The following is a 23919-nucleotide window of genomic DNA, read 5'->3' on the forward strand; positions in this document are numbered from 1 at the left end:
GATCACCCTCTCAGGTCGGCTACGCATCGTCGCCTTGGTGAGCCGTTACCTCACCAACTAGCTAATGCGCCGCGGGCCCATCTGTAAGTGTCAGCCGAAACCGACTTTCAGCTTTTCCTCATGAGAGGAAAAGGATTATCCGGTATTAGCACCGGTTTCCCGGTGTTATCCCAGTCTTACAGGCAGGTTGCCCACGTGTTACTCACCCGTCCGCCGCTAACCACCAGGAGCAAGCTCCTAGTGATTCGCTCGACTTGCATGTATTAGGCACGCCGCCAGCGTTCGTCCTGAGCCAGGATCAAACTCTCCAAGAAAGTTGATTAGCTCATAAAATAAAACGTTGGCTCGTTTCAAAAAGAAACGAATATTATTGTTTGTTGACGTTTTTGTTTGTTTAGTTTTCAAAGAACAATCTTGTTACTCGCAATCCCTTTTGCCCAATTCCTCAAAAGCGACTTCCTTAATTTATCACATCTCACTTCTAGATGTCAACAACTTTTTGAAATTTCATTTGTCGTTGTTTTTGACTATCTCGAAGAGGACGAGATTTAATATAACACGATAAATAAATGATTGCAATATAATTTTAAAACTTTTTTTAAGAATTATTCACATTCCTTTATGTCTAAATAAAAGAATGTGAATAACTCGGAGCCTTAGGTTGTGCTTTTCATTTCACCTTTTAATTTCATTTTTCTCTCATCAATCACGAATAATAAAATTCCTCCAATTACTACAACCCCTCCTAAGATTTGTGTCCAGACGACATTTTCGCTTAGTAAGAAAAATGCAAGGATTGTCGCTCCAACTGGTTCAAACAAAATGGCCATTGAAATGGTCGAAGTGCTGAGCCATTTTATTGACCAATTAAACAATGTATGTCCGAGCAAATTAGGAAATAGAGCGAGTAAAATAAAATAAGTCCAGTTACTTGAAGAATAAGGAAATAATGGCTCACCAGCAGCCAAGCAATAAATGAATAGCGTAATGGTACTCATAAAGTAGACGATAAATGTATAAGTAATAAGTGATACCCTTTTTCTAACATTTTGACCAAATAATAAATAGGCAGTTACCGGTATACAGGCAAGTAAAGCAATAACATCTCCATATAGCGCCTTTCCGCTGATTTGGAAATCACCCCAACTAATAATTATACTCCCTGCAACAGCAATGATTCCGCTAAGGATTGCTTTACTAGATAATTTCTCCTTAAAGAAAAAATAGGTTCCAACAAAAGCAAATAAGGGCTGTAGTGTTACAAGAACAGTGGAACTTGCAACCGAAGTGTAATTTAGTGATTCAAACCATAGGATAAAGTGAAAGGCTAGTAATATTCCGGCAATGGCCGAAAAAAGCCAGTCTTTTTTGGTTATAAGACGTAGTTCTGAAACATGCTTCGTTAAAAAAATGGGGAGCATGAATAAGACTGAAAAAAATAAGCGATAAAATGCAATTACTCCTGATGGTGCTGTACTGAGCTTAACAAAAATAGCTGAGGCTGAAACAGATAGTACACCTATAGCTAAGACGGCATAGGGATTTATTTTTGGTTCTTCCATAACATACTCCTTTATGTGTAGAATCTAAGTAAGGATTTAAATATTTTAAATTAATCCTATATTATTTACTATCAATTTATCAAAAGTTCTGCTAATTGATTCTAAAATTGGACGTGAATGTAGATGTCAAATACGGATATAGATATATTAATAAAGCTGGGTATTTCGGCCGTTTTTGGGCTAATAATCGGACTTGAACGCGAATTAAAAAGAAAGCCAGTCGGACTTAAAACGAGTCTGGTGATTTCCGTTGTAAGTTGTCTGTTAACAATCGTTTCGATTCAATCCGCTTATATGTTTCCGAATTCAAATGATGTAAAAATTACAATGGACCCCCTTCGACTTGCTGCCCAAATCGTTTCTGGGATTGGATTCTTAGGTGCTGGTGTGATACTAAGACGGGGCAATGATAGTATCTCTGGCTTAACGACTGCCGCGATGATCTGGGGGGCTGCAGGAATCGGCATTGCCGTTGGGGCAGGCTTTTATTTAGAGGCATCTGTTGGAGTAGCCTTACTCATTATAAGTGTAGAATTAATCCCTTTCTTAATGAAGCTCTTTGGACCAAAGCAATTGCGGGAAAAAGAAGTTAGTTTGCAGCTATGTATTTGTGACCGTAATCAAATCGATCAGGCAATAGCTTTTTTAATAGAGAAAAAATATATTATTCGCAGACTTCGAATTAAGGATCTGGACAATGGCGATCATCTTGTACAAATATTAGTAGCAGTTGATTATAGAGAAAAAACGACGGATGTTTATGCTTCCGTTTCTGATTTAGATGGTGTTAAAAAAGTGGAAATTGAAAGTATTAGCTGAGGGCAGAAATTTTCTGCCCTTTTTTTTAATTTCCTCTTGCATGAAAATTAAAATCCGGATATAATTCTTCTTGTACCAAATATACGGGGGCTTAGCTCAGCTGGGAGAGCGCTTGCATGGCATGCAAGAGGTCGTCGGTTCGATCCCGATAGTCTCCATATTCAGAAAACCTTTGCGCAGCAAGGGTTTTCTTTTTTTTTGTATTTATTATCCATATTTTTTATACTAAAATTTTCCTATTTTTCAAAAAATCCCTTGCGCATTTAAAAAAATCATTACTATAATTGAAACTGTAATAACGTTTACTAATTTCCAAAAAGGGAGGGAATTGTAACAATACATTCAGGTATTCCACTATTCATTCTGTACTACACCATCCTACTTCAGCTATTGAACTTCAGCATTGTCATTATTTCGTCCTCATGTTTTGAACCAAGGTTTATTTGAGAGAGGGGGAGCTTCATTGGAGGCTAAAAAAATCAATGATATTTCTGAAAGCGATTACAGTTTAATTGTACAATCTTCTTCGTTTCAAACATTACTCTCCGAAAAGAAAAAATTTATTATTCCTATTACAATCTTCTTTTTTTGTTTTTACTTTGCTTTACCAATCTTAACTTCCTACTCAACCATCTTAAATCACAAATTTATCGGCAGTATTTCATGGGCTTGGGTCTTTGCCTTCCTGCAATTTGTGATGACCTGGGGACTATGCATGCTTTATTCAAAAAAAGCAGCCAAGTTTGATGAGATGGCTGATAAAGTTGTCAAGGAAAGGGGGAAAAGCTGATGAATACTCCTGCTTTTATTATGTTCCTTGCGATTGTTTTAGTCACGTTAGTCATAACCTATTACGCATCTAAACGAACCAAAAATGCGAGTGAATTCTACACAGCCGGCGGGGGTCTGACAGGCTGGCAAAATGGACTGGCAATTGCCGGGGACTACATGTCTGCGGCATCGTTTCTTGGAATCGCAGGGGCGGTTGCATTGACAGGCTTTGACGGATTCTTTTATAGTATCGGGTTTCTTGTTGCCTACCTGGTCGTTCTATATTTAGTAGCAGAACCGCTTAGAAATCTCGGTAAGTATACGTTTGCCGATATGATTGCCGCCCGATTTAATGCTAAGAAAATACGCGGTTTTGCAGCGATGAACACGATGGCTATTTCTATTTTTTATATGATCGCTCAACTTGTTGGGGCGGGTGCACTCATTAAATTATTATTAGGATTGGAATATACAACATCGGTTTTAATTGTGGGTGTGTTAATGACTGTCTACGTCATTTTTGGCGGAATGCATGCCACGAGCTGGGTACAAATCATAAAAGCGATTCTTCTTATGGGAGGTACCTTCATCATTTCTATTATTGTTTTGGCCAAATTTAACTGGAGCATCACCGATATGTTTGCGCAAATGAAAACAGCCACACCGCTGAAGGAATCTTTCTTGAATCCAGGTGTTAAATACAAAATCGGACTTGATACGATTTCATTAAACATGGGACTGGTGCTTGGGACAGCAGGATTGCCTCATATTCTCGTTCGTTTCTTTACGGTAAAAGACGCCAAAACGGCCCGCTCTTCTGTTGTTTATGCCACATGGATTATTGGGATCTTTTACGTCATGACCATTTTCCTTGGCTTCGGTGCTGCGGCGTTTGTCGGCAATAGTGAGATCGTAGCAGCCAATCCGGCCGGAAACATGGCGGCCCCCTTATTAGCAAAAGCCATTGGCGGCAATATGCTGTTTGCCTTTATCTCAGCTGTCGCATTTGCCACTATTCTGGCCGTAGTAGCTGGTCTTGTTTTAACAGCAGCCTCTGCCTTTGCCCATGATTTCTATAATGAAATTCTCCGTAAAGGAAAAGCAACCGAAAAGCAGCAGGTTAGCATGGCTCGCTGGGCCGCAATTGGAGTTTCAATCGTATCAATTATTCTCGCTTTAGGTGCTCAAACTCTTAATGTAGCCTTCCTTGTTTCCCTAGCCTTTGCTGTTGCGGCAAGTGCCAACCTGCCAGTCATTATTTACACCATCTATTGGAAACGATTTAATACGACTGGGGCTGTATGGGCGATGGTTGTTGGGCTTATTTCCGCGATCGGTCTTGTTCTTATAAGTCCAAATGTTTTCAGTCCGGAGGTCGGAAAAGCCATTTTTGTAGGGGAACCATTATTCCCATATACAACACCTGGGATTGTCTCGATTCCACTTGGATTTTTAGCAGGTTACCTTGGAACCATCTTCTCCAGCCAAAAGGCTGATGTGAAAAAATATGAAGAAGTACTCGTAAAATCAAACACTGGTATTGGAATCGGCAGTTAAATAGGCAAACGGGACTGAAGTAATTTCAGTCCCGTTTGTTTATTATCTATTCTTTTGTTTTTTTGTTCTTCCTGTATTGCCGCTCTTTTTTCCGAAACTGGCAGATATCGTAGAGTTATTTGATTTTCTATTTGAGCCCTGACGCTTGGAATTCGAATTCATTTTCGCCTTGCGTGAATCTGGAGTTTTATTCTTTTTTTCATTCCCCTTGGTATCCTTCCCTTTCTGACCAGAAGAACGATTTGGCTTCGTATCCTTTTCCTTAGTCGAATTCCCAAGGTTTTGTTTTTGAATGGTGATATTCAGTTCTTTTTCAATCAAATCCAAAGTAGGGCGGTCGGCTGATGAGTATAACGTAATCGCTAATCCCTTCATTCCTGCTCGACCTGTCCTTCCTATTCGGTGAATATAGCTTTCACTGTCCTGGGGAATATCATAATTAAACACATGGGTTACACCTTCGACATCAAGTCCTCTTGCAGCTACATCTGTTGCAATTAACAGCTGGACCTCAGCATCCCGAAACCGCTTCATTACCTGCTCTCGTTTTGCTTGAGACAAATCACCGTGCAATTCATCACAGGAAAAACCATGGCTCTTTAACACTTCATAAAGTTTACTTACTCTTCGTTTTGTCCGGCAAAAAATAACCGCTAAAAACGGCCGGTGCGTTTCAATTAATTGAATAAGTGTTGCCTGCTTGGCACGATCAATGGTATGGATAGCAATTTGCTTAACATTATCAGCGGGTCCTTGTGTTTTTTCCACCTGGATATATTCAGGTGCCCGCATATGCTTATGTGCAAGTTTTCTTACTTCAGAGGGAATTGTCGCTGAGAATAGCATCGTCTGTCGGCTCTTAGGAGTCTCCTTAATGATGTCCTCTACTTCATTCAAAAATCCAATATGCAGCATTTGGTCGGCTTCATCTAATACCAGAAAAGAAGTTTGGGATAAATCGACGGTTCCTCTTCGGATATGATCCAACAGTCTTCCTGGTGTTCCAACCACAATCTGCATACCCTTCTTCAATTTTTTCAATTGCTTGTCGACGTCCTGCCCTCCATATATGGCTAACACATCAATACCTTCAATCCCAGCGATTAGCTTTTCTATTTCGTCTGTTATTTGCAAGGCCAATTCCCGGGTAGGAGTGACGATCAAGGCTTGAACATATACTGTACCACTTTTTATCTTTTCTAATATTGGCAGTATAAAGGCAAAAGTCTTTCCTGTACCTGTTTGTGCTTGAGCGATAATATCCTTCCCACCCATGATAATGGGAATGGCTTGTTTTTGAACCGGCGTCGGAACGGCCACTCCGTAGGAATGTAATTTACTAGCTAATGTTGGCGATACACCAATTGATAAAAAATCGGACAATTCATACCCCTGCTTTCTATAAGAACATATCTTTTAATATTGATTATTTATAAGTGCAATTGCAAATATCTTTTAATCTTTTATCGAGAAACTGATTGTCATTCCATCATAAAGAAGGTATAATTCATTAAAACCTATTTAATCCATCGGAATAATAAACTTTCAATCTTAAAAGGGGTGTTTGTATGAATCAACATAGCTTTTTAATCCTTCACGGTTTAGGAGGGAGCGGACCTGATCATTGGCAGAGCTTGCTGGCGCATGAATTAACGCAAAGAAACTTTCACGTTTGCTATCCAACCTTTTCAAACTTTGATTCACCCAATTTACAGGTGTGGCTGGATGAATTAGATAACGCATTAAAAACGATTCCAAAAGATCAAAGGCTTACCGTTATTACCCACAGCCTGGGATGTATCCTATGGCTCCATTACGCAGCAAATCAAAACAAGCGGATTGCCGACCAAGTTATCCTTGTGGCACCACCTTCACCAGCCATCGTACTTCCAGAAGCATCATCCTTTTATCCAGTTCCTCTATATAAAACACATTTACGGGCAGCGTCGGAAGAAACTTTATTTGTCCATTCCTCCAATGATCCATATTGCAGTATGGAGGATGCAAAAAATTATTTAAACCTAGCTCTTCCTTCGATCACGATACCTAATGCAGGTCACATTAATACACATTCGGGGCATGGGAAATGGCCATGGATGTTAGAGCAATGTCTTGCGACTGAAAAAATCGTGTTAAATGTTTAAAAGCAGGAGTGATGAACATTGCCATCACTCCTCTTATTATGGTTTAAGTATCACTTTAATGCAGTCCTCTGTTTTCGTATCAAAAACTTCATATCCATGCTTAGCTTGTTCTAACGGCAAAACATGGGTAATGATATCTCCTAGATTCACCTGTCCTTCATTGATCATGTTATATAGAAAAGGCATGTAAGGAATGACAGGTGCCTGGCCTGTTTTGATATCTATATTTCGATTGAAGATATCTCCGAGGGGAAAGGCATTATATCTGCCGCCATATACACCGGTTATTTGAATAGTCCCGCCTTTGCGGACAGCCTGACTGGCAATGACAATCGCCCCCATTGCTCCGCCATGCAGCTTCATTCCTGAAGCAAGAAACTCGAGGGGAGTCATCTTTCCATCCATTCCTACAGCATCTATAACGATATCAGCTCCGCCTTGGGTGATTTCAAGCAGATAATCACCTACGTTTTCATGATCTTCGAAATTCACAATTTCTACTTTATTCGTGCGCTTCGAATGCTGCAGGCGATAGTTGACATAATCAACGGCAATGACTCGTTTAGCCCCTTTCATCCAAGCAAATTTTTGTGCCAATAATCCAATGGGTCCGCAGCCCAGAATAATGACCGTGTCGCCCTCTTTGACACCAGCGTGATCGACACTCCAATAAGCTGTAGGGGCAGCATCCGCTAGTAAAGCCAACTTTTCGTCCTCAACTTCACAATTATCAGGAATCTTAAAAGGAGTGAAATTCCCAAAAGGGACTCTCATGTACTCAGCCTGTCCGCCGGCATATCCGCCAGTGGTTTCCGAGTAGCCGAAGAAGCCCGCTCCCTGTCCATGGGGATTTCCATTATCGCATTGACTCGTTAAATCGTGTGTACAATACCAGCAGTGGCCACAGGCCACGTTAAAAGGAATAATCACCCGGTCCCCTTTTTTTAATTTCGTGACCTCTGGTCCTATCTCCTCGACAATTCCCATTGGTTCATGGCCTATGACATAATCTGTTGGCAGGTTAGGGATCATCGCATGAATAAGATGTAAATCCGAGCCGCAAATTGCAGAAGAAGTAATTTTGACAATTATATCATCCGCATTTTTTATTTTTGGGTCTTTAACTTCTTTTACCTGAACATCCTTTATGCCTTGGTAGGTAACGGCTTTCATTATGTATCTCTCCTTTATTTGTTTGGCGTTGCGAACATGCCAAGGCGGTCAGTATCGTTAGGGTAAAGGTTTAATTGGGCAATTTGAATGGCTGTTTCTGCTGATTTTAGGTCGATTAGAAATTGTTCTTTAAAGTTATGAGGATGAAGCCAGCCTTTTTTGATCATTAACTCAGAAATTTCCGTGTGTAAATCAATTGCTGCTTCCATTTGCTTATGAAATATTCTTCTCAGTTCAGGGTTTGCTGTTTCGGTAATCGCAAAGCTATAATTTCGAATTCCAGTTTTGACACCCAGTAAAAAGTCCATTGCAAAGGCAGAATCAGCTAAATTGGGCATTCCTTCTGCGTTCCTGGGATCTAAATAATCCTCCACTTTTCCACCTCACTTATTGTAAGAGCTGACTTTTCTTATAAAATAGCAGCAATTCATTAATATCTTGAATCGATTGCTTTACATCTTTTTCCATCAGCGCCTTTAGCTCATTATCAAAACAGATTCCTTGCATTAATTTTGATTTCAACAGACAGACAGTTTTAAAGTTTAAGATTTCATGCGTCTCCATTGTTTCATGTAACGCTAGGATGTCTCCTTCCATTACTGCACCTCCAAATTTATAACAAAAATATTTTCCCCTGCTGCCATTTCTTTTTATGCATGGTCGCGTGAATAGAGATAGATGGACTTAGAAAATATAAAAATGAAATGCTCGAGCTGGGGGTAGAAAGAATGACTAAGTATTTGGCGCTTCATGAAACATTAGACTTACATGAATTGTTATCATTTAAAAATCTTTGTTTAACCAAAGCAACAACAATGAGCGGGCTAGTGATTGACGAGGAACTTAAGGCCATCCTTGCTGATGACGTCACAACCGGGATTCAGCATATTCAGCAGCTGCAGAAGTTTTTAACCAATCGGGAGGAAAATGTGTGAATCAACTACTTCAAAATATGATGGGCATGGGCGGCATGACGGATCAAGTCATCGCCACAGATTTTCTTATTTCCGCTAAAGCGGGTGTGAGAAATTATGCGGCAGCAATTACCGAATGTACAACACCTGAATTAAAGGCAGCCTTAAGAGAGCAAATGAATGCAGCAATAGTTTCGCACGAGAGAATTACCAACTACATGATTGCAAGAGGTTTCTATCATCCGCATGATTTAAGTGAACAGCTTGGGGTAGACCTTACAGTGTCAGGCACCGCTTTGGACCTTGCCCAAAAATAGCAAAAAGGAGAACGATTTTCCGTTCTCCATTTACCATTTGGTGCTCATTTCTCTTAATTTCTTTTTATCGATTTTTCCAACATGGGTTTTAGGGAGTTCCTGCAAAAAAATGAACCGCTTCGGAATTTTATAACGCCCTAATTTCGCCTCACAATAGGTTTTTAATTCTTCGTCCGCTGCCAGTTTTGAGTGCTTCAAAACAATAAAAGCAGCTACAATCTCTCCCCATTTTTCATCGGGCAAACCAGTCACGGCCACTTCGTCAATTGCGGGATGCTCTGAAAGCCACTGCTCGATTTCGAGAGGGTATACATTCTCCCCGCCGGTGATGATCATATCTTTTTTTCTTCCAACGATGTAATAGAAGCCATGTTCGTCCTTGGTGGCTAAGTCACCCGTGTAAACCCATCCATCCTTTATAGCTTCCTGGGTGGCTTGAGTATTATTCCAATAATGTGAAAAAGAATGTTTCCCCTTTAATAAAAGTTCCCCCACTTCATTTTGCCCAGCCTGCCCGCCATCCAGTTTTACAAGTCTAATAGAATTAAATAGCATTGGTTTGCCAACTGATCCACGTTTTATCAGGGCATCTTCAGGTGTTATATAAAAGTTATTAGGTCCTGCTTCTGTGAGCCCGTAACCTTCCTTAAAAGCATATCCCTTTCTCTTGAATGCCTCGTAAATTTGTAATGGACATGGTGCTGCACCTGAAAGAAAGATTTTCATCGAAGGGAAGCTGCTGTTTTGAAATTCCTGTGATTGAATTAGCGAATGGTACATGGTTGGCACTAAGAGAACAATCGTGCAACGATATCGATTTAGTGATTCCACTGCTTTTTGTGCAGTAAACTGCTCGCCTATTACAACAGTCCCTCCGGCCATAAGAATCGGAATACTTAGTGCATTTAGGCCCCCGGTATGGAACATTGGTAAATAGTTTATCGTAACCTCGTTATCTGAAATTCCCCAGCTTAAAATGGTGTTGATGGCATTCCAGAGGATGGATTGATGACTTAAAACAACACCTTTTGGTTTACCTGTAGTCCCTCCGGTATAAATCATCGCAAGAGGGTCGGTTTCAACAATATCATTTTTTAAAGAATTTTCAGTTGAAATTCCCTCACATGCTAGTTCATCAATAAAAAATGAATCTATGCTAAAGGACATTAATTGCTTGTAAATCCCCTGGAATTGCCTATGATACCCTATTAGTTTGGGTGTACAATCTTCTAATATTTCCTTTATTTCTTGAAAGGATAACCGCCAGTTTAACGGCACAAAAATGGCACCAATTTTCCCGCAGGCAAATAATAAATCAAAATAACTAATATGGTTTGGCGATATTAAGGCAATCCGATCGCCCTTTTTAATGCCACGCTCCAGAAGCCAGTCTGCCGTACATTTCACACGATTATTCAATTCTTTAAAAGAGCATGCCTTGTCAGTCTTTTCATCTATTATTGCAGGCTTTTTGGGCGATAATCTCGCCCTATTTTCCAGCCAATCCAGTTCCCACCTCACCGAATAATCGCTCCTTCACTACTAGATGGAACAATATTACCGATTACCAGTTACAGATGAGTTACAGACATTATTATGAATGAACGGCACTATCTAAAAATTGTGTGATTACCTTCAGCAATTGTGGCAAGTTATCTATCAACGGGGAATGGCCACAATTTTTCAATTCAACAAACGTAGCCTTTCCACCAAGGTCTTCTAAGATTTCATCATTCATTTCCTTTGGGATGACTAAATCCCGGTCTCCGCGTAAAACAAGGACTGGAATATCAATTTTATCCACTTTCCCATTTCCTTCCACAAGACCATTAGAATGGCGGCTAATATTGAATGTGTTTAGGGCATGATACACTTCAGCAAAATTTCGCTGGGTCCTCATATCTTGGACATACTCGTCATAATGTTTTTCGTCGGGCTGATTATGTGTGTAGATAACCGAATTCCAAATCAACTTTAAAAGGGGTGCATCATTGGTGTCATAAGCTGCTTGAATGGGAATGGTCCTTAAGATATCGTTCTTCACCTCATCAAATGTCTTTAATCGGCGCACTTCTTCCGCTTCATTAGTTTTGCCGTCATATGGATACCCTCGAGTTGATACGGATTCTAATAAAATTAACTTGTTACTAATCCCTGGGTAATCGGCAGCAAACTGCATTGCAACCCCGCCACCAGTAGACCAGCCAATCAGTGCAAAATCCTTTAAGCCTAATTCATCGACAAAAAGCTTCACATCATCAGCGAAATCTTTGATGGACATAATCCGATTATGATAGCTTGAGTTTCCAAACCCTCTTAAATCCACAGCATAAACCTTATACTTTTCATCGATATTATCAATTACAAGATCCCAATGCTTAGAGGAGGTCATATTCCCGTGAATTAATAAAACCTTCACCTCACCGCCCTCTCTCTCCCGATATGCCAATGTTTCCCCATTTGGTAATAATACTTCCTTCATAGTCACATTAACCAATTGATTCACCCTTCCCCCATTTAATAGTCGTTGCACCCCACGCGTAACCGATTCCGGCACTGACAAACACGACGATATCGCCGTCCTTCACTTTACCTTCCCTTAAGGCAAGTTCCAGAGATAAAATCTGGTCAATTTGCCCGATATGGCCGTATTCTTCCAGATAAATGGACTGCTCTTTGGACAAACCTAATTCTCTTAAAACATATTCATGGGCAGACCTTTTCATGTGAAGCATGGCTAAATAAGAAATATCCTCTACTCCAAATCCGCTTTTTTTAACCGATTCACGTATGACCTCTAAAAAATTACTCATCGATTTTTCCGCTATACGCTGTTTCATTTCTTCCGGATTAAGGACATCCAGTTTGTTTAAACGGGAGGCGAGCGCCTCAGCCGTTATTGGATTTTTCGTTCCGCCGGCAACTACCACAACATCCTCTGAAAATGAACCGTCCGTAATCATCTGAGTCTCCAGCAATACATTTTCATTGTGTCCCTTTTTTAAAAGAATCGCTCCTCCGCCAGCTCCAAGATTATTCATAAATCTCGTTCTCGGATTCTCGTAATCTATAAAATCAACATTCCGGTAACCCCCTGCAAGGAGAACGGTTCGAATGTCCGGATCCGCAGTCATCATATTTTTTGCTACCTTTAACGCGATAACAGTCGTTGAGCACCTTAAGGCCACATCGAAGGCCCAAGCGTTAAGGGCACCGACCTCCTGCTGCAATTTAATCCCCGCCGTCCAAAGCGGATACTCCTTATGCTCCTCGCCTATATATATAACGAGGTCAATCTCCATTGGATCGATTCTCGCTTTAACAATTGCCTTCCTTGCCGCGATAATCCCCATTTCACAAGTATGATCTTCAGGGCCTGGAACATGTTTTTTCCTGATTCCCATTTTTTCTTCGACAATGTCTAAAGGGATACCTGCTGACTCTGCTATTTCCCTTCCTGTCATCGTTTCCTCTGGCAAATAAATACCAGTACTAAGAATACCAATCTGCAACTAGATCACCACCCTATGAATCTTCCGCCATGCTTTTCATAAACGTCATCGCTTCTTCAATCGATTCAAACAATGTCTCTCGTTCCTCTTGAACATGCGTGACCTTTATTCTCCACTGTTTTTTGCCGGTCTCCTTCTCGACGGCTGCCAATTGAAAACGAACGACAAAGGAAGCAATTTGTTTCGTATCCATTGATTCCTCCTTCTATCCCGCTGCTTTTTGAGTGGCTTTTTTTACGGGATGCTCTCTTTTTCGTTTCCATGTTATGGAACTTAGTGTACCGACAATTCCTTTCGGAAAAAACATGACCACCAGGATATATAAAATGCCGAAGAAAATGATCCAACGCTCAAAAATCACATGCGTTTTGGCAAGCTCCGTTAACCAATCATGAGCAAATTCAATTAACCCGGCGCCGATAATGGCACCTATTAAGGTTCCGACACCGCCAATAATCGTCATCAATAAGGCATCTAAGGTGATATCCATCGAAAACACACTTGTATTAACAAATCGAAGGGATATGGAATATAAAATACCTGCTATCCCGGCTAAAACTCCTGAAACAACACTCGCGGCAATTTTATAATGCAAAACCTGGTATCCTAAGGATTCCGTTCTTTGTTCATTTTCCCTAATGGCCTGAAGTACCCGCCCTAACGGAGAATTAGTAAACCGTTTCAAAATCAAGTAGACAGCGGCCATCACAACCAAACAAAGAATATAAAAATTGGTTCGATCAATAAACATCTCCGGTACCCGGAAGGTAAAGCCGTCATTACCAAACGTTAAGGAGCGCCATTTTTCCGCTAAAACTAGGAATAACCCTGATAAGGATAAAGTTAGCATCGCGTAAAAATGACTCTTTAACCGCAATGTCAACAAGCCGACAATAAAACTTACAACGGCAGTCAGTGCAATGGTTGTAAGCACAGCCCAAAGAAAATTTAACATCGTCGGTTCCAGCCGTTTCATAAATAACCCCATCGAATAGGCACCAATTCCAAAGAACATCGCATGCCCAAAAGAGACAATCCCTGTAAAACCTAGTAAAAGGTCATAACTCATGGCAAAAACGGAAAAAACAAAAATTTGCGTTAACAAAATCAAGAGATTTCTAGATTCATAAACAAATGGCAAAAGGAGCAGAAAAGCGGCGATGACTAAAAATACCGCCGTCATTCTATTACCCTGAATAAACCGCATACGCTTCACCCTTTCGCCCCAAATAGCCCCTGCGGCCGAATGATTAACACAACAGCCATTAAGAGCATATTCACAGCCAATGATAAATCTGGGACATAATAAGCCATAAAGGAACCGGAGAGCCCGACTAGAATTGCGGCCAGTACAGAACCCTTAAAATTGCCCATCCCACCAATGACCACCACAATGAAAGCTAAAATGGCAAATTCCATTCCCATCCCAGCATGAATGACTCCCGAATAAGGACCCAGCAGAACGCCGCCAAGGGCAGCCATACCTGCCCCAATCATAAAAACAAACATAAATACTTTTTGGATGTTGATCCCAAGAGCTTGAACCATTTCTTTATTCATAACCCCCGCTCTGACGACCAGACCAATTTTTGTTTTTATCAATAAGTATTGAACACCGGCAAAAATCAGCAAACCTACTAAAATAATAAAAACACGGTACTTAATAATAATGACTCCGCCAAGCTCCCAGCTGCCTCTTAAATAATCGGGTGGTGAGGCAGTCAGTTGATTAGGTCCCCAAATAACCTTCAACATTTCGGACAAAACAAGCATCAGACCAAGAGTGATTAATATCTGCTGGACATGATTTCCGTAAACCGGCTTAATAATCCATTTTTCTGTGATTATGCCTATCAGGAACCCTGTTACAATCGCTCCAAGTATGCCAATTAAAAAGCTGCCTGTTTTTGAATATATCCAGAGGCCGCTGTAAGCTCCCCAGGCAAATAACCCGCCATGCGCAAAATTTAGGACATCCATCAAGCCAAAAATAAGAGTAAGACCGGCAGCGAGTAAAAAGATCAGCATGCCGGTTGCCAGTCCGTTTAATGTTAAATTCATGAACAAATCCACAAACTCTTTCCTCCTTTCTTAAGCAATCCCTAGATATTTCCTTTTCATGTTTTCATCTTCTTTTAATTGCTTCATTGTTCCCTGGCTGACAGTTCGGCCGTCATCAATAATGTAAAAACAATCACCAATTGTGCTCGCCATCATGAAGTTTTGTTCGACTAAAACGATTGTCGTTTGATTTTTCATTTGTAAAATAGATTCCATTACTTTTTCCACCATAATAGGAGCCAATCCCTTGCTCGGCTCATCAATTAATAATAGCTCGTTGTCATTCACATAAGCTCTGGCAATCGAAAGCATTTGTTTTTGCCCTCCACTTAAAAGACCGCCGGGTTTTTTCCAAAACTTTTTTAAATCAGGAAACAAATCCAAGATCCAATTCATTCGCTCAGCCGTTTCCTCATTATCCTTTTGAATAGCCACCCTTATGTTTTCTTCTACCGTTAATCCGGCAAATATTCCTTGATCTTCAGGAACATAGCCGATACCCTTTTGAGCGATAGTGTAGGTTGGAAGTGATTGAATCTCCTCTCCCTTAAAAAGAACACTGCCTTTGGAAGAAGGATTCAATCCCATAATTGTCCGTAAAGTCGTCGTTTTTCCTGCCCCATTTCTTCCAAGAAGAACGGTAACTGCTCCTTTTTTCACCTCTAAAGAAACACCTTGAAGAATGTGATATTGCCCAATATAGGTTTCGACTTCGTTAAGCTTTAACAGTTGGCTCATCAAAATGCCCTCCTAAATAAGCAGACTGAACTGTTTCGTTTTTCATAATTTCTTCAGGAGTGCCATCCGCCAATAGTCTTCCGTTAAATAACACCATGACTGAATCGGATAAATCTAAAATCATATCCATTTTGTGCTCGATAAGAATAATCGTCCTGTTTCCTTCGTTCTTTATTCTTTTTATGACCTCTAAAATTGCAGGCACTTCCTCTAAAGACATTCCCGCTGTCGGCTCATCCAATAAGAGAACCTCAGATTCTAACGCGAGCAGCATGGCAATCTCAAGCTTGCGTTTTTCGCCATGCGCAAGATTGGCAGCTAATGAATCTTTCTTTTCTTCTAACAGCACCAGCCGGAGCCACTCTAATGTCTTTTCTTCAAAGGCACGATATTTTTTATAATGAAACAGCATTTGATAGCGGACTCCAGCTTGTGATTGGACGGCTAACCGGACATTTTCCATCACGGTTAAATTAGGAAAAACATTCGTGATTTGAAAGGAGCGTCCAATGCCTTCCCGTGTTCGCTTTGTAGATGAGAGCTTCGTGATATCCTTGCCGCGGAAATAGATTTTTCCATTTGTGGGAGTCAATTGCCCGCTTAATAGATTGAAAAAAGTTGTTTTCCCGGCCCCATTAGGTCCGATAATCGACTTAAAATGTTTTTCAGGAACAGTTATGCTGACAGAATCCACGGCAGTATGTCCGCCAAAGGAAATGGATAAATCATTGGTTTCAATCAATGTTGCCACTAGAATCACCACCTTGTGATAGAAATAAGGAAGAGGGTGACCAAGTAAGTCTGGTCCAGCCCTCCGTAATGTTTCCTATTGCATTCTGCTTTTATTTATTTCGAATTGGAGGTGCTGTCTCTTCTGGGGTTAGTTCTCTTACTAATACTGGTACAGGGTATGAAACGCCATCCTTCTTTTCCAGCTTAATCGCATACAGCGTTTGTAAGGCCTGATGATCTTCCTTACGGTAAGTCATTTTTCCTTTTGGCGTTTCAAAACTCATGCCTTCCATGGTTTCAATAAGCTTATCAGCATCTGTGTCACCTTTTGTTTTCTTTACCGCTTCAACAATAGAAATGGCTGCACTCATACCGCCTGGTGTAAACAAATCCGGAACCTCGCCATTAAATCTCTTCTTATGTTCCGCCACTAGCCAGTCATTGATTTTATTTTTCGGAAGGTCATGATAATAAACGGTGAAGCCTTCCATTCCGATTAGCGGTTCCATTGTCGATAATGCCGCAATATCTGGTGCCCCTGTTGAAATCTTAATTCCTTTTTCCTGAACCTTCATATCGGCAATTTGCTTCCAAGGTGAATTAGCGCCTGCCCAAACGACAAATAAATAATCAGGTTTTGCATTAATGATTTTTTGAATATTTGAAGTAAAATCTGTGGCAGCAGGATCGGCGTATTCTTCCTTTACAATCTCTGCCCCTAGCTTTTTAGCCGCTTCCTTAAAGGCAGCGACCCCATCACGGCCAAAAGCATAATCAGGAGCCAGTGTCGCAATTTTCACGCCCTTTTTAGCGATTGCCGCCGCTCCCGCTACTGCATCCTGAGAAGAGTTACGGGCAGAGTGGAAAATATACTTATTAAACTCTGAACCTGTAATACTATCAGCTGCTGCTGGCTCTACTACCATAACTTTTTGATATTCTTCCGCAAGCGGCAGGACAGCCAATGTATCAGCCGAGCTGGATGATCCAACTAGAAAATCTACTTTATCTTCTTCTAAAAGCTTGGTTGCTTTTTGGACGGCAACCTCTGGCTTTGTCTCAGTGTCTTCGACGATAAACTCAATTTTCCGGCCATCCACTTCCCTTTTTCCGTCGGTTGCATAATCAAGGCCAAGTTCAAAGCCTCTCAACGTTTGCTTGCCATAAGCTTCTAAGGCACCCGTTTTGGAAGCAAGAACACCGATTTTAATGGGGGCCTGATCCTCCTTCTTGCCGCCCGAATCCTTTGATTCTGTTGACGATTTGTCTGCGCTGCATGCAGTGGCAAAAATTATCATAAACATAAGTACACCTAATAATGCCCATTTTCCACGCTTAGCCTTCACGTCTTTTCCCCCTAAAAATGTTTTTTTGGTATTGCCTCCTGAATGAATACTAAGAAAAGATAGTTACATATTAGTTACAAATCAAAAACAGCCTTACACTTAAGGCTGTTTGATGGGATTGGTGTGTTTATCTGCTTCAATAATCATTTCATACATGTGTTTGGTTGGCTCAAGCGGCGTAACACCCAACTCCTCTTCTAAAACCTCCATACATTTCCGGTACCATTTCATCGCTTGGGGACGATTGTTTTTCCGGTAGTAGCAATACATGAGAAGCCGATACGCTTCTTCCCATGTTCGATCCCTCTCTAATATTTTTTCACACCAGTAAATAGCAGCATCATAATGTTCACACCTGACCATTTGCTGCGCCATTTTCTCGGCCCCTCGTAAAAAATAGACGAGCATGCTTTCTCTTTTACTTATACACCAATCTTCATACCTGCGATCTGGCAAATAGTCTCCTTGATAAAAGGATAAACCCTTTTCTAAACAATTTGTGGCTTTTTCCTGGTCCGATTCATTCAGCCCTTTTTGTATCCAGTCCAGGAAGGGAACAATATCTAATTCGATTACTGCAAGTGGATTTAGTCGATAAAATGCCCCTTCACGGATGATAAAAAAGGGAGCAGCCCGCGCTTTCCTTAATGGTTCCAGGACACTATGAAGGCTATTCAGTGCAACCTTAAAATCACGGTCTGCACTTTTTTTATCTTGATTAGGCCAGAGAATCCCGAGAATTTCCTCTTTTGCGATGGAGTCATTATTCGTTATAAATAACTGAAATAATTCCTTTGCTTTTTCTCGTTGCCAATCCTTTTCCCCTACTTCTTTTTCCCCAAGCCATAATTTAAATTGGCCAAGAGTTTGAATCCTGATGGAATAACCGGGATGGGAGTCCAAAGCCGAAACTCCCATATCTTGAAGAATTTTGGCAGCATAGGTGTTTTGAATGTCTTCCTTCAAACATTCTATTAATAGGGGCACAAACACTTGTAAATCTCTTGGACCAAACAATGAAACCCGATGAAAAAAGAATTCATAATCATGATATTGTACAAGGCGCAGAAAAACGATTATTGTTTCTTGAAAGAAATCATATTTTTTCTCTAAGTAAAATACATAGGATAACCAAAATTTGCTGAGCATTTGGCCATAAGTATCTTCACATTGAAGGAACAAGGAATCAGTTTTTTCAAAAAAGAATCGGGCCTTCGAAAATCGTTCATTATAGATGCAAGTAATCCCCATACAAAGAGTGATTAAAGCAGAAAGCCAAACATCCTGAACTTTATCTGTCTCTTGAAGCGCTTTTTTCCCTGCCTCCAACGCCCGTTCAAATTCACCTCTTACTCCATAAAGAATACAAAGGCCCATTAATGGTTCTGCTTTTCCCCTATGAACCTGGAGCTTTCCCATAATTTCCAGCGCGGTTTGATAACAGGTTTCGGCTAATTGTGAATCATATTTATTTAATATTTGAACAGCATGGCCCATCCGGATCCAGCCGCAAGCCTCCACAAACGGAGCTTTTAAACTAATTCCCTGCTGTATTCCTGCTTGTGCCAGCTCTTTTGCTTTATTTCCTTCTCCTGTAAATGCCTCAATAAGAGAGAGCAACAAATCGGTTTCACGGTGGGCTTGCGGCAAAGATGAAAGCTTTGCACCCTTCAGCTCATCCTTCTTCAAGTATAGGAATTTCTTTGCCGCCTCAAAGCGGCCGGTCCTTAAATAAAGCCGTCCTTCCAAATTCCCGTCAAAGTCAAAGATATTTGAATCCTTTGCTTTTTGCAGCCATTTCTCCGCTTCCCGCGCCTTCCCAGAGTTCAACAGATTTTCTGATAATAACTCATACAGTTTGCCGCTTTCTTCTAATGGGCTATTACTTTTCTCTCGGAAGGAAATTGCTTCAAATAAAAACCTTTCCGCTCGCTGAGGCTGGATCGTGTCCAAGTAAATTTGGGCTTTTCCCTCCAGCGCTTTACTCATCCCCAGATAATCCCGCCGCTTGTTTGCACCCTCATAAGCCTTCTCATAACAATCTTCTGCCTCTTGATAATGGGAACGATAGCGGCATACCTCGGCTTTTAGAAACCACAGCAGATAATACTTTTCCATTTCGGCATCAGGAATCAGTGTTAGCTGATCTGATAAACTCTCTAATTTGCCGCTCTCAAGCATGCTAAACCCATTTTCTTGTAAGATGGATGCGATTGCATTAAACTGATTGATTTTTTGATAATGATAAAGGGCCTTTTCCCATAATTCTCTTTTTTCAAAAAAACGGGCACATCTTTCATGGAGAATCGAAAAATGGACAGGATTATTTTTTTGAAAAATATCCTCTAAAAAATCTTTAAATAATGCGTGATATCGATAATGGCTTAATCCAACCTTTTGAATGAATAAATTTCTCTCCTTCAGCTGTTCCAGCAAGGACGAGGCCGCTTGAATCCCAATGACTTCATCACATAAATCTTTTTCAATTTCTTCAAAAATAGAAGTCTGTTCCAGGAATTGCTGTATCATTGGGGGCTGTTTCGAGAATACTTCCATCACTAAATACTGAAAAAAATCGTGGAGTGAATCTGAGGAGTGATTAAATAGATCAGAGATATCCTCCTTTAGAGGGATTTGCTGTGCAATCATACAAAGGGCAATGATCCATCCTTCAGTCATTTCATAGATGGTTTTTAAATGGCTATCCTCCAGTTCTATGCCATACAAATCTGTTAGCAATAATTCCATTTCCTCAATAGTAAGGACCAAATCTTCACGTGTAATTTCTAATAATTGCCCACAAATCTTCATTTTACTGAGCTGCTTCCAAGCTGGCCGGCTGCGGCTCGAAATAACAATATGTAAATTTGCAGGAAGATGCTCCAGTAATTTTTCCATCCAGCTGCTGATCGTATAGGACTGCTCTATTTGATGAAAATCATCCAATATTAAGGTTATTTCTGTTCCTGCCTCAAGAATTTCATTAACAAATAAAGAACAGAGTAAGCCCAATTCTTCATGGCGAATATATCGTTCCATTGTTTCGATATAGGGTATTAATTCTTTTCCAAAATGGGGGATTTCTTGTTGAATAGAGTGGATAATATGCGAAAGAAATGGAAGGATGTCATCATCCATTGATGAAATGGAATACCAGCAGCCAGAAATCTTTTCGTCTCTCATAAATAAGGAGAGGGCCGTACTTTTCCCAAATCCGGCTCCAGAATGAATAATCGTTAATGGATACTCGGGAATCTTTTTCATTTTCTGGGTCAGCTTTGCCCTTCTAATATAGTCATCTTTGACAACTGGAATGCGCAGTTTTGTCTGAATGATTGGAAGCTTCATTTTTATATGGCCTCCCTTCTATAATTTTCTTAATTTTTACACTATTTTACCACAATATCCCCTATTTAGGCGGTGATTTTTTTTATGTAATAAATCTCTTTCTCCCTGAAAAAACTAAGCTATCATAATTTTTTAAGGAGAGGATTGCTATGTCTGAAAAATGTTTTTATTGCACAGAGGAAATTCAGGAAAAACAGCTCCATTATGTTTCATTTTTTTCGGAGAATACGGAACGGGATGAAGCGCTTTGTGATGAATGCTATCAAGAATGGCTGCACGGGTTAAAAGGCTAGTCTCCTTTTAACTGGATATCAAAAAAGTATTTGCTCACCCCTGTTATAAGGATGAGCAAATACTTAATGGGAGTGTTGCGTCATTGTCTATCAAGAAAAAACTTCCACTTATTTTTTGTCTTTTAGTTTTTTTAATATTGTTAACAAATAATGTATTCCATTTTTTCCGCTCCAAAAATCAACTGCTTAATTATAACGAGCGGGAAATTTCGATGATTACAAAGGAAGTTTCCTTTCAGGTAAAAAATACAAAAAGAGGTTCTTTATATGTAGAGGACATTCTCGGAAGAGACTTACGTATGGCCTCATTGGCTATACAAGCAAAACTGCCGCCTAGATATCAAGATATTACAAATGACCAGCTGACGAAATTGGCTAAGGATGTTGGTGTATCCCATATTACTTTGTTAGCTAAAACACCTGATGATATTATCGGGGTCCGTTCTTCGGACCCTGAAGAAATCGATATGTCCACTAAGGAATGGGGCTACTGGTATGACGCATTCCAACAGCTTCTTTCGTTAGCCCCTGTAAAGGTTGAGAAAGGAATTACCTTACCGTATTATTGGTCAGGTCCGATTGAAATTGCTGATTCCAATCCACAGCATATTGATAAATGGGGCTATTATTATGATGGGACGACGAATTATATAATTAATCCATTTTTTCGCGACAATGAAGTATTAGAATACGAGAACCGATTTGGCCCCCAAAGTATTATTAAAGATTTCACGAGAGAAGAGGGGATATTAGAGCTAATTGTTCTTAATCCAAAACATTTTGGAAAAAAGAAAGAGGTTGTTCATTCAAACGGACAGAGCTATACCCGTATTTCCGCCGAACCCTATTGGTATGGGGACTACAAGTATCCGAATATCAAAACAGATTCGGATTATATCAAAAAAGCAATCAAAACAAATGATGTTCAATCCTACAAGGCTCATATTAATGGCAGAAACATCATTAAAACGTTTTTACCTGCATTTAATGGAGATCCATTTGTCATCGAGCTCGTGTATGATTATGGGCTCATTCAAAAGGAACTCGCCCACGAGCTAAAAGTACATATTCTTCTTTCCATTGCCATTATGATCATCGTATTAATTATTAGCTTTATTTTTTCACGTTCAATCACACAGCCAATTGGCTATATTGTTGAGCAGGTGAATGAAATTGCACAAGGAAATTTTGGCAAGCACCTGCACTTAAATCGAAAAGATGAATTAGGCCTTCTCACAGAAAATGTCAATGCTTTATCAAACCATTTGCGCAGCTATGTAGATGACTTAAAACGAAGTAAGGAACTTATCGAATTTCAGGCCTATCATGACCCATTAACTGGGTTGCTCAACCGGAGATATTTTCAAGAAAAAATTAAACATATTATTGATCCAAATGATAAAGGGAGAACTTTATCTGTTTTGTTTATCGATATGGATCGGTTCAAACAAGTAAATGATTCCTTTGGTCATAATAAAGGTGATGAATTACTGAAAATTGTCGCTGAACGAATTAAGCAATGCTTGCCTGATAAAGACAGGAACATCATTACTCGTCAAGGCGGCGACGAATTTATAATTATATTAGTTAATTATGATTTGCAAGAAACAAAAGAAGCAGCCGAAGGAGTTATTTCGAGTTTAAAAAAACCATATTCTATAGATGGCAACGAGATCTACCTAGGTGCCAGCTGTGGAATTAGTTTATACCCGGAACAAACCGAAAACTTTGACACCCTTGTTATTTATGCAGACTTGGCTATGTATTCCGCTAAAAAAATGGGAGGCAACCGCTTAACGGTTTACTCTGAGCAATTAATGAACTCCAATATTGGAAGGCCTCGTCTTGAAGCCCGCTTAAGAAAAGCGATTGAAAATAAAAAAATTGAAGTTTATTATCAACCAAAGATAAATGCTGAATCTGATACGCTTTTTGGTGCAGAGGCACTACTCCGTTGGACGGATGAAGATTTAGGATTCGTGTCTCCCGAATTATTTATCCCGATTGCCGAAGAAACCGGGCTAATCCAGCCTTTATGGGAATTAGTGATGAAAATGGCCTGCGGGCAAATGAGTCAATGGAACAAAAATCGTTCCGTCCCTTTATCGATATCGGTAAATTTTTCGGCCCGACAGTTCCAGGAACCGAGCAACATGGTAAAGCAAGTGAAAGAAATATTAAGTGAAACGAAATTAGGTCCGGAAAATTTTGAGATTGAGATAACGGAAAGTATTCTCCTCAATAATTCTTCGGATATTGTTGAATCGCTTCACTCCCTTCAGGATGCTGGAATATCTATTTCAATCGATGATTTTGGAACAGGGTATTCTTCATTAAATTACTTGAGGAATTTACCAATCAATACTTTGAAAATTGATAAATCCTTCATACAGGATATCAAGGAGGATTGGGGGAATTCAGAAATAGCTGAAGCGGTCATCAACCTTGCCCGCAGTCTTCATTTAAATGTCATCGCAGAAGGCGTTGAACAAGAGTATCAAAAGGAATTTTTACTATCGAAAAATTGTCTACAAATGCAAGGCTATTTATTTAGTAAACCGTTGAAAAAAGAGGAATTTGATCAATTTCTTGATAGTAAGGAAAAAGGGCAGCGCTAATGGGCTGCCCTTCC

23 protein-coding genes, 1 tRNA gene and 1 rRNA gene are annotated in these 23919 nt (G+C 40.1%); 9 read left to right on the forward strand and 16 right to left on the reverse strand.

All coding sequences use genetic code 11. The features are described from left to right. Together LC455_RS13890 and LC455_RS13895 are read right to left on the reverse strand one after the other, a co-directional pair. Positions 1–314: ribosomal RNA gene (locus LC455_RS13890) — 16S ribosomal RNA — on the reverse strand; the annotation flags it as partial. A 342-nt stretch (positions 315–656) separates the two neighbouring features. Then, positions 657–1562 carry a DMT family transporter gene (locus tag LC455_RS13895; RefSeq protein ID WP_223591670.1) on the reverse strand — a complete coding sequence of 302 codons (906 nt, stop codon included), beginning with the start codon at positions 1560–1562 and terminating at the stop codon, positions 657–659. A 123-nt stretch (positions 1563–1685) separates the two neighbouring features. Between LC455_RS13895 and LC455_RS13900 the strand changes: the two genes are divergently transcribed. The 4 genes from LC455_RS13900 to LC455_RS13915 all read left to right on the forward strand — a co-directional run bounded on the left by LC455_RS13900 (position 1686) and on the right by LC455_RS13915 (position 4709). Further along, positions 1686–2381, forward strand: coding sequence for an MgtC/SapB family protein (locus LC455_RS13900; RefSeq protein ID WP_223591671.1), 696 nt, complete (start codon positions 1686–1688; stop codon positions 2379–2381). Between the two features lie 85 nt (positions 2382–2466). Then, positions 2467–2539: transfer RNA gene (locus LC455_RS13905), tRNA-Ala, on the forward strand. A gap of 305 nt (positions 2540–2844) precedes the next feature. After that, positions 2845–3171 carry a DUF485 domain-containing protein gene (locus LC455_RS13910; RefSeq protein ID WP_223591672.1) on the forward strand — a complete coding sequence of 109 codons (327 nt, stop codon included), beginning with the start codon at positions 2845–2847 and terminating at the stop codon, positions 3169–3171. Further along, positions 3171–4709, forward strand: a complete 1539-nt coding sequence (locus LC455_RS13915) for a solute symporter family protein (protein ID WP_223591673.1) — start codon at positions 3171–3173, stop codon at positions 4707–4709. Before LC455_RS13910 ends, LC455_RS13915 begins: the two co-directional genes overlap by 1 nt. A gap of 42 nt (positions 4710–4751) precedes the next feature. Here LC455_RS13915 and LC455_RS13920 read toward each other — a convergent pair whose 3' ends face one another. After that, positions 4752–6092 carry a DEAD/DEAH box helicase gene (locus tag LC455_RS13920; RefSeq protein WP_223591674.1) on the reverse strand — a complete coding sequence of 447 codons (1341 nt, stop codon included), beginning with the start codon at positions 6090–6092 and terminating at the stop codon, positions 4752–4754. Between the two features lie 185 nt (positions 6093–6277). Between LC455_RS13920 and LC455_RS13925 the strand changes: the two genes are divergently transcribed. Beyond that, a complete protein-coding gene (locus LC455_RS13925) occupies positions 6278–6853 on the forward strand; it encodes an RBBP9/YdeN family alpha/beta hydrolase (RefSeq protein WP_223591675.1) in 576 nt (191 codons plus the stop codon). Between the two features lie 36 nt (positions 6854–6889). Here the strand turns inward: LC455_RS13925 and LC455_RS13930 are convergent, their stop codons facing one another. Genes LC455_RS13930 through LC455_RS13940 form a run of 3 tightly spaced genes read right to left on the reverse strand, consistent with a single transcriptional unit; the run spans position 6890 to position 8623 of the window. After that, positions 6890–8026 (reverse strand): zinc-dependent alcohol dehydrogenase, encoded by a 1137-nt coding sequence (locus tag LC455_RS13930; RefSeq protein WP_223591677.1) that lies wholly within the window; start codon positions 8024–8026, stop codon positions 6890–6892. Between the two features lie 14 nt (positions 8027–8040). Beyond that, a complete protein-coding gene (locus tag LC455_RS13935) occupies positions 8041–8400 on the reverse strand; it encodes a spore coat protein (RefSeq protein ID WP_223591679.1) in 360 nt (119 codons plus the stop codon). A 13-nt stretch (positions 8401–8413) separates the two neighbouring features. After that, positions 8414–8623, reverse strand: a complete 210-nt coding sequence (locus tag LC455_RS13940) for a spore coat protein (RefSeq protein WP_223591681.1) — start codon at positions 8621–8623, stop codon at positions 8414–8416. A gap of 131 nt (positions 8624–8754) precedes the next feature. Here LC455_RS13940 and LC455_RS13945 point away from each other — a divergent pair, with 131 nt between their 5' ends. Both LC455_RS13945 and LC455_RS13950 read left to right on the forward strand, forming a co-directional pair. Next, a complete protein-coding gene (locus LC455_RS13945; RefSeq protein ID WP_223591683.1) occupies positions 8755–8961 on the forward strand; it encodes a hypothetical protein in 207 nt (68 codons plus the stop codon). After that, positions 8958–9257: a spore coat protein gene (locus LC455_RS13950; protein ID WP_223591684.1), complete on the forward strand. Its 300-nt coding sequence runs from the start codon at positions 8958–8960 to the stop codon at positions 9255–9257. Before LC455_RS13945 ends, LC455_RS13950 begins: the two co-directional genes overlap by 4 nt. Before the next feature lie 30 nt (positions 9258–9287). Here the strand turns inward: LC455_RS13950 and LC455_RS13955 are convergent, their stop codons facing one another. From LC455_RS13955 to LC455_RS14000, 10 genes are all read right to left on the reverse strand, one after another. Then, positions 9288–10778, reverse strand: coding sequence for an acyl-CoA synthetase (locus LC455_RS13955; RefSeq protein WP_223591686.1), 1491 nt, complete (start codon positions 10776–10778; stop codon positions 9288–9290). A gap of 73 nt (positions 10779–10851) precedes the next feature. Next, positions 10852–11739: an intracellular short-chain-length polyhydroxyalkanoate depolymerase gene (gene phaZ / locus LC455_RS13960; protein WP_440446402.1), complete on the reverse strand. Its 888-nt coding sequence runs from the start codon at positions 11737–11739 to the stop codon at positions 10852–10854. Positions 11740–11746: 7 nt separating this feature from the next. Continuing rightward, on the reverse strand, positions 11747–12721 hold the full coding sequence (locus tag LC455_RS13965) for a 3-oxoacyl-ACP synthase (RefSeq protein WP_440446403.1): 975 nt from the start codon (positions 12719–12721) through the stop codon (positions 11747–11749). Positions 12722–12782: 61 nt separating this feature from the next. Then, positions 12783–12962, reverse strand: coding sequence for a hypothetical protein (locus tag LC455_RS13970; protein WP_223591690.1), 180 nt, complete (start codon positions 12960–12962; stop codon positions 12783–12785). Positions 12963–12974: 12 nt separating this feature from the next. Continuing rightward, positions 12975–13976 (reverse strand): branched-chain amino acid ABC transporter permease, encoded by a 1002-nt coding sequence (locus tag LC455_RS13975; protein WP_223591691.1) that lies wholly within the window; start codon positions 13974–13976, stop codon positions 12975–12977. 5 nt (positions 13977–13981) lie between these two features. Next, on the reverse strand, positions 13982–14842 hold the full coding sequence (locus LC455_RS13980; RefSeq protein WP_223591693.1) for a branched-chain amino acid ABC transporter permease: 861 nt from the start codon (positions 14840–14842) through the stop codon (positions 13982–13984). A gap of 18 nt (positions 14843–14860) precedes the next feature. Then, positions 14861–15568 carry an ABC transporter ATP-binding protein gene (locus LC455_RS13985; protein WP_223591695.1) on the reverse strand — a complete coding sequence of 236 codons (708 nt, stop codon included), beginning with the start codon at positions 15566–15568 and terminating at the stop codon, positions 14861–14863. Continuing rightward, positions 15546–16319 (reverse strand): ABC transporter ATP-binding protein, encoded by a 774-nt coding sequence (locus LC455_RS13990; RefSeq protein WP_223591697.1) that lies wholly within the window; start codon positions 16317–16319, stop codon positions 15546–15548. Before LC455_RS13990 ends, LC455_RS13985 begins: the two co-directional genes overlap by 23 nt. A gap of 91 nt (positions 16320–16410) precedes the next feature. After that, a complete protein-coding gene (locus tag LC455_RS13995; protein ID WP_223592245.1) occupies positions 16411–17604 on the reverse strand; it encodes a substrate-binding domain-containing protein in 1194 nt (397 codons plus the stop codon). A gap of 141 nt (positions 17605–17745) precedes the next feature. Then, the gene (locus tag LC455_RS14000; protein ID WP_223591699.1) at positions 17746–20994 is read right to left on the reverse strand and encodes a BTAD domain-containing putative transcriptional regulator; all 3249 of its coding nucleotides are present in this window, start codon (positions 20992–20994) and stop codon (positions 17746–17748) included. Between the two features lie 149 nt (positions 20995–21143). Here LC455_RS14000 and LC455_RS14005 point away from each other — a divergent pair, with 149 nt between their 5' ends. Both LC455_RS14005 and LC455_RS14010 read left to right on the forward strand, forming a co-directional pair. Next, positions 21144–21287: a hypothetical protein gene (locus tag LC455_RS14005; RefSeq protein ID WP_223591701.1), complete on the forward strand. Its 144-nt coding sequence runs from the start codon at positions 21144–21146 to the stop codon at positions 21285–21287. Positions 21288–21499: 212 nt separating this feature from the next. Beyond that, on the forward strand, positions 21500–23905 hold the full coding sequence (locus tag LC455_RS14010) for a bifunctional diguanylate cyclase/phosphodiesterase (protein WP_223591702.1): 2406 nt from the start codon (positions 21500–21502) through the stop codon (positions 23903–23905). Positions 23906–23919: the final 14 nt, after the last annotated feature.

The sequence above is a fragment of the Neobacillus bataviensis genome (assembly GCF_019969725.1).

Coding starts and splice junctions, on each gene's coding strand:
- LC455_RS13895 (WP_223591670.1), bottom strand. CDS start 1,562: ATGGAAGAACCAAAAATAAATCCCTATGCCGTCTTAGCTATAGGTGTA.
- LC455_RS13900 (WP_223591671.1), top strand. CDS start 1,686: ATGTCAAATACGGATATAGATATATTAATAAAGCTGGGTATTTCGGCC.
- LC455_RS13915 (WP_223591673.1), top strand. CDS start 3,171: ATGAATACTCCTGCTTTTATTATGTTCCTTGCGATTGTTTTAGTCACG.
- LC455_RS13925 (WP_223591675.1), top strand. CDS start 6,278: ATGAATCAACATAGCTTTTTAATCCTTCACGGTTTAGGAGGGAGCGGA.
- LC455_RS13930 (WP_223591677.1), bottom strand. CDS start 8,026: ATGAAAGCCGTTACCTACCAAGGCATAAAGGATGTTCAGGTAAAAGAA.
- LC455_RS13940 (WP_223591681.1), bottom strand. CDS start 8,623: ATGGAAGGAGACATCCTAGCGTTACATGAAACAATGGAGACGCATGAA.
- LC455_RS13945 (WP_223591683.1), top strand. CDS start 8,755: ATGACTAAGTATTTGGCGCTTCATGAAACATTAGACTTACATGAATTG.
- phaZ (WP_440446402.1), bottom strand. CDS start 11,739: ATGAAGGAAGTATTATTACCAAATGGGGAAACATTGGCATATCGGGAG.
- LC455_RS13965 (WP_440446403.1), bottom strand. CDS start 12,721: ATGACAGGAAGGGAAATAGCAGAGTCAGCAGGTATCCCTTTAGACATT.
- LC455_RS13970 (WP_223591690.1), bottom strand. CDS start 12,962: ATGGATACGAAACAAATTGCTTCCTTTGTCGTTCGTTTTCAATTGGCA.
- LC455_RS13975 (WP_223591691.1), bottom strand. CDS start 13,976: ATGCGGTTTATTCAGGGTAATAGAATGACGGCGGTATTTTTAGTCATC.
- LC455_RS13985 (WP_223591695.1), bottom strand. CDS start 15,568: ATGAGCCAACTGTTAAAGCTTAACGAAGTCGAAACCTATATTGGGCAA.
- LC455_RS13995 (WP_223592245.1), bottom strand. CDS start 17,604: ATGTTTATGATAATTTTTGCCACTGCATGCAGCGCAGACAAATCGTCA.
- LC455_RS14000 (WP_223591699.1), bottom strand. CDS start 20,994: ATGAAGCTTCCAATCATTCAGACAAAACTGCGCATTCCAGTTGTCAAA.
- LC455_RS14005 (WP_223591701.1), top strand. CDS start 21,144: ATGTCTGAAAAATGTTTTTATTGCACAGAGGAAATTCAGGAAAAACAG.
- LC455_RS14010 (WP_223591702.1), top strand. CDS start 21,500: ATGATTACAAAGGAAGTTTCCTTTCAGGTAAAAAATACAAAAAGAGGT.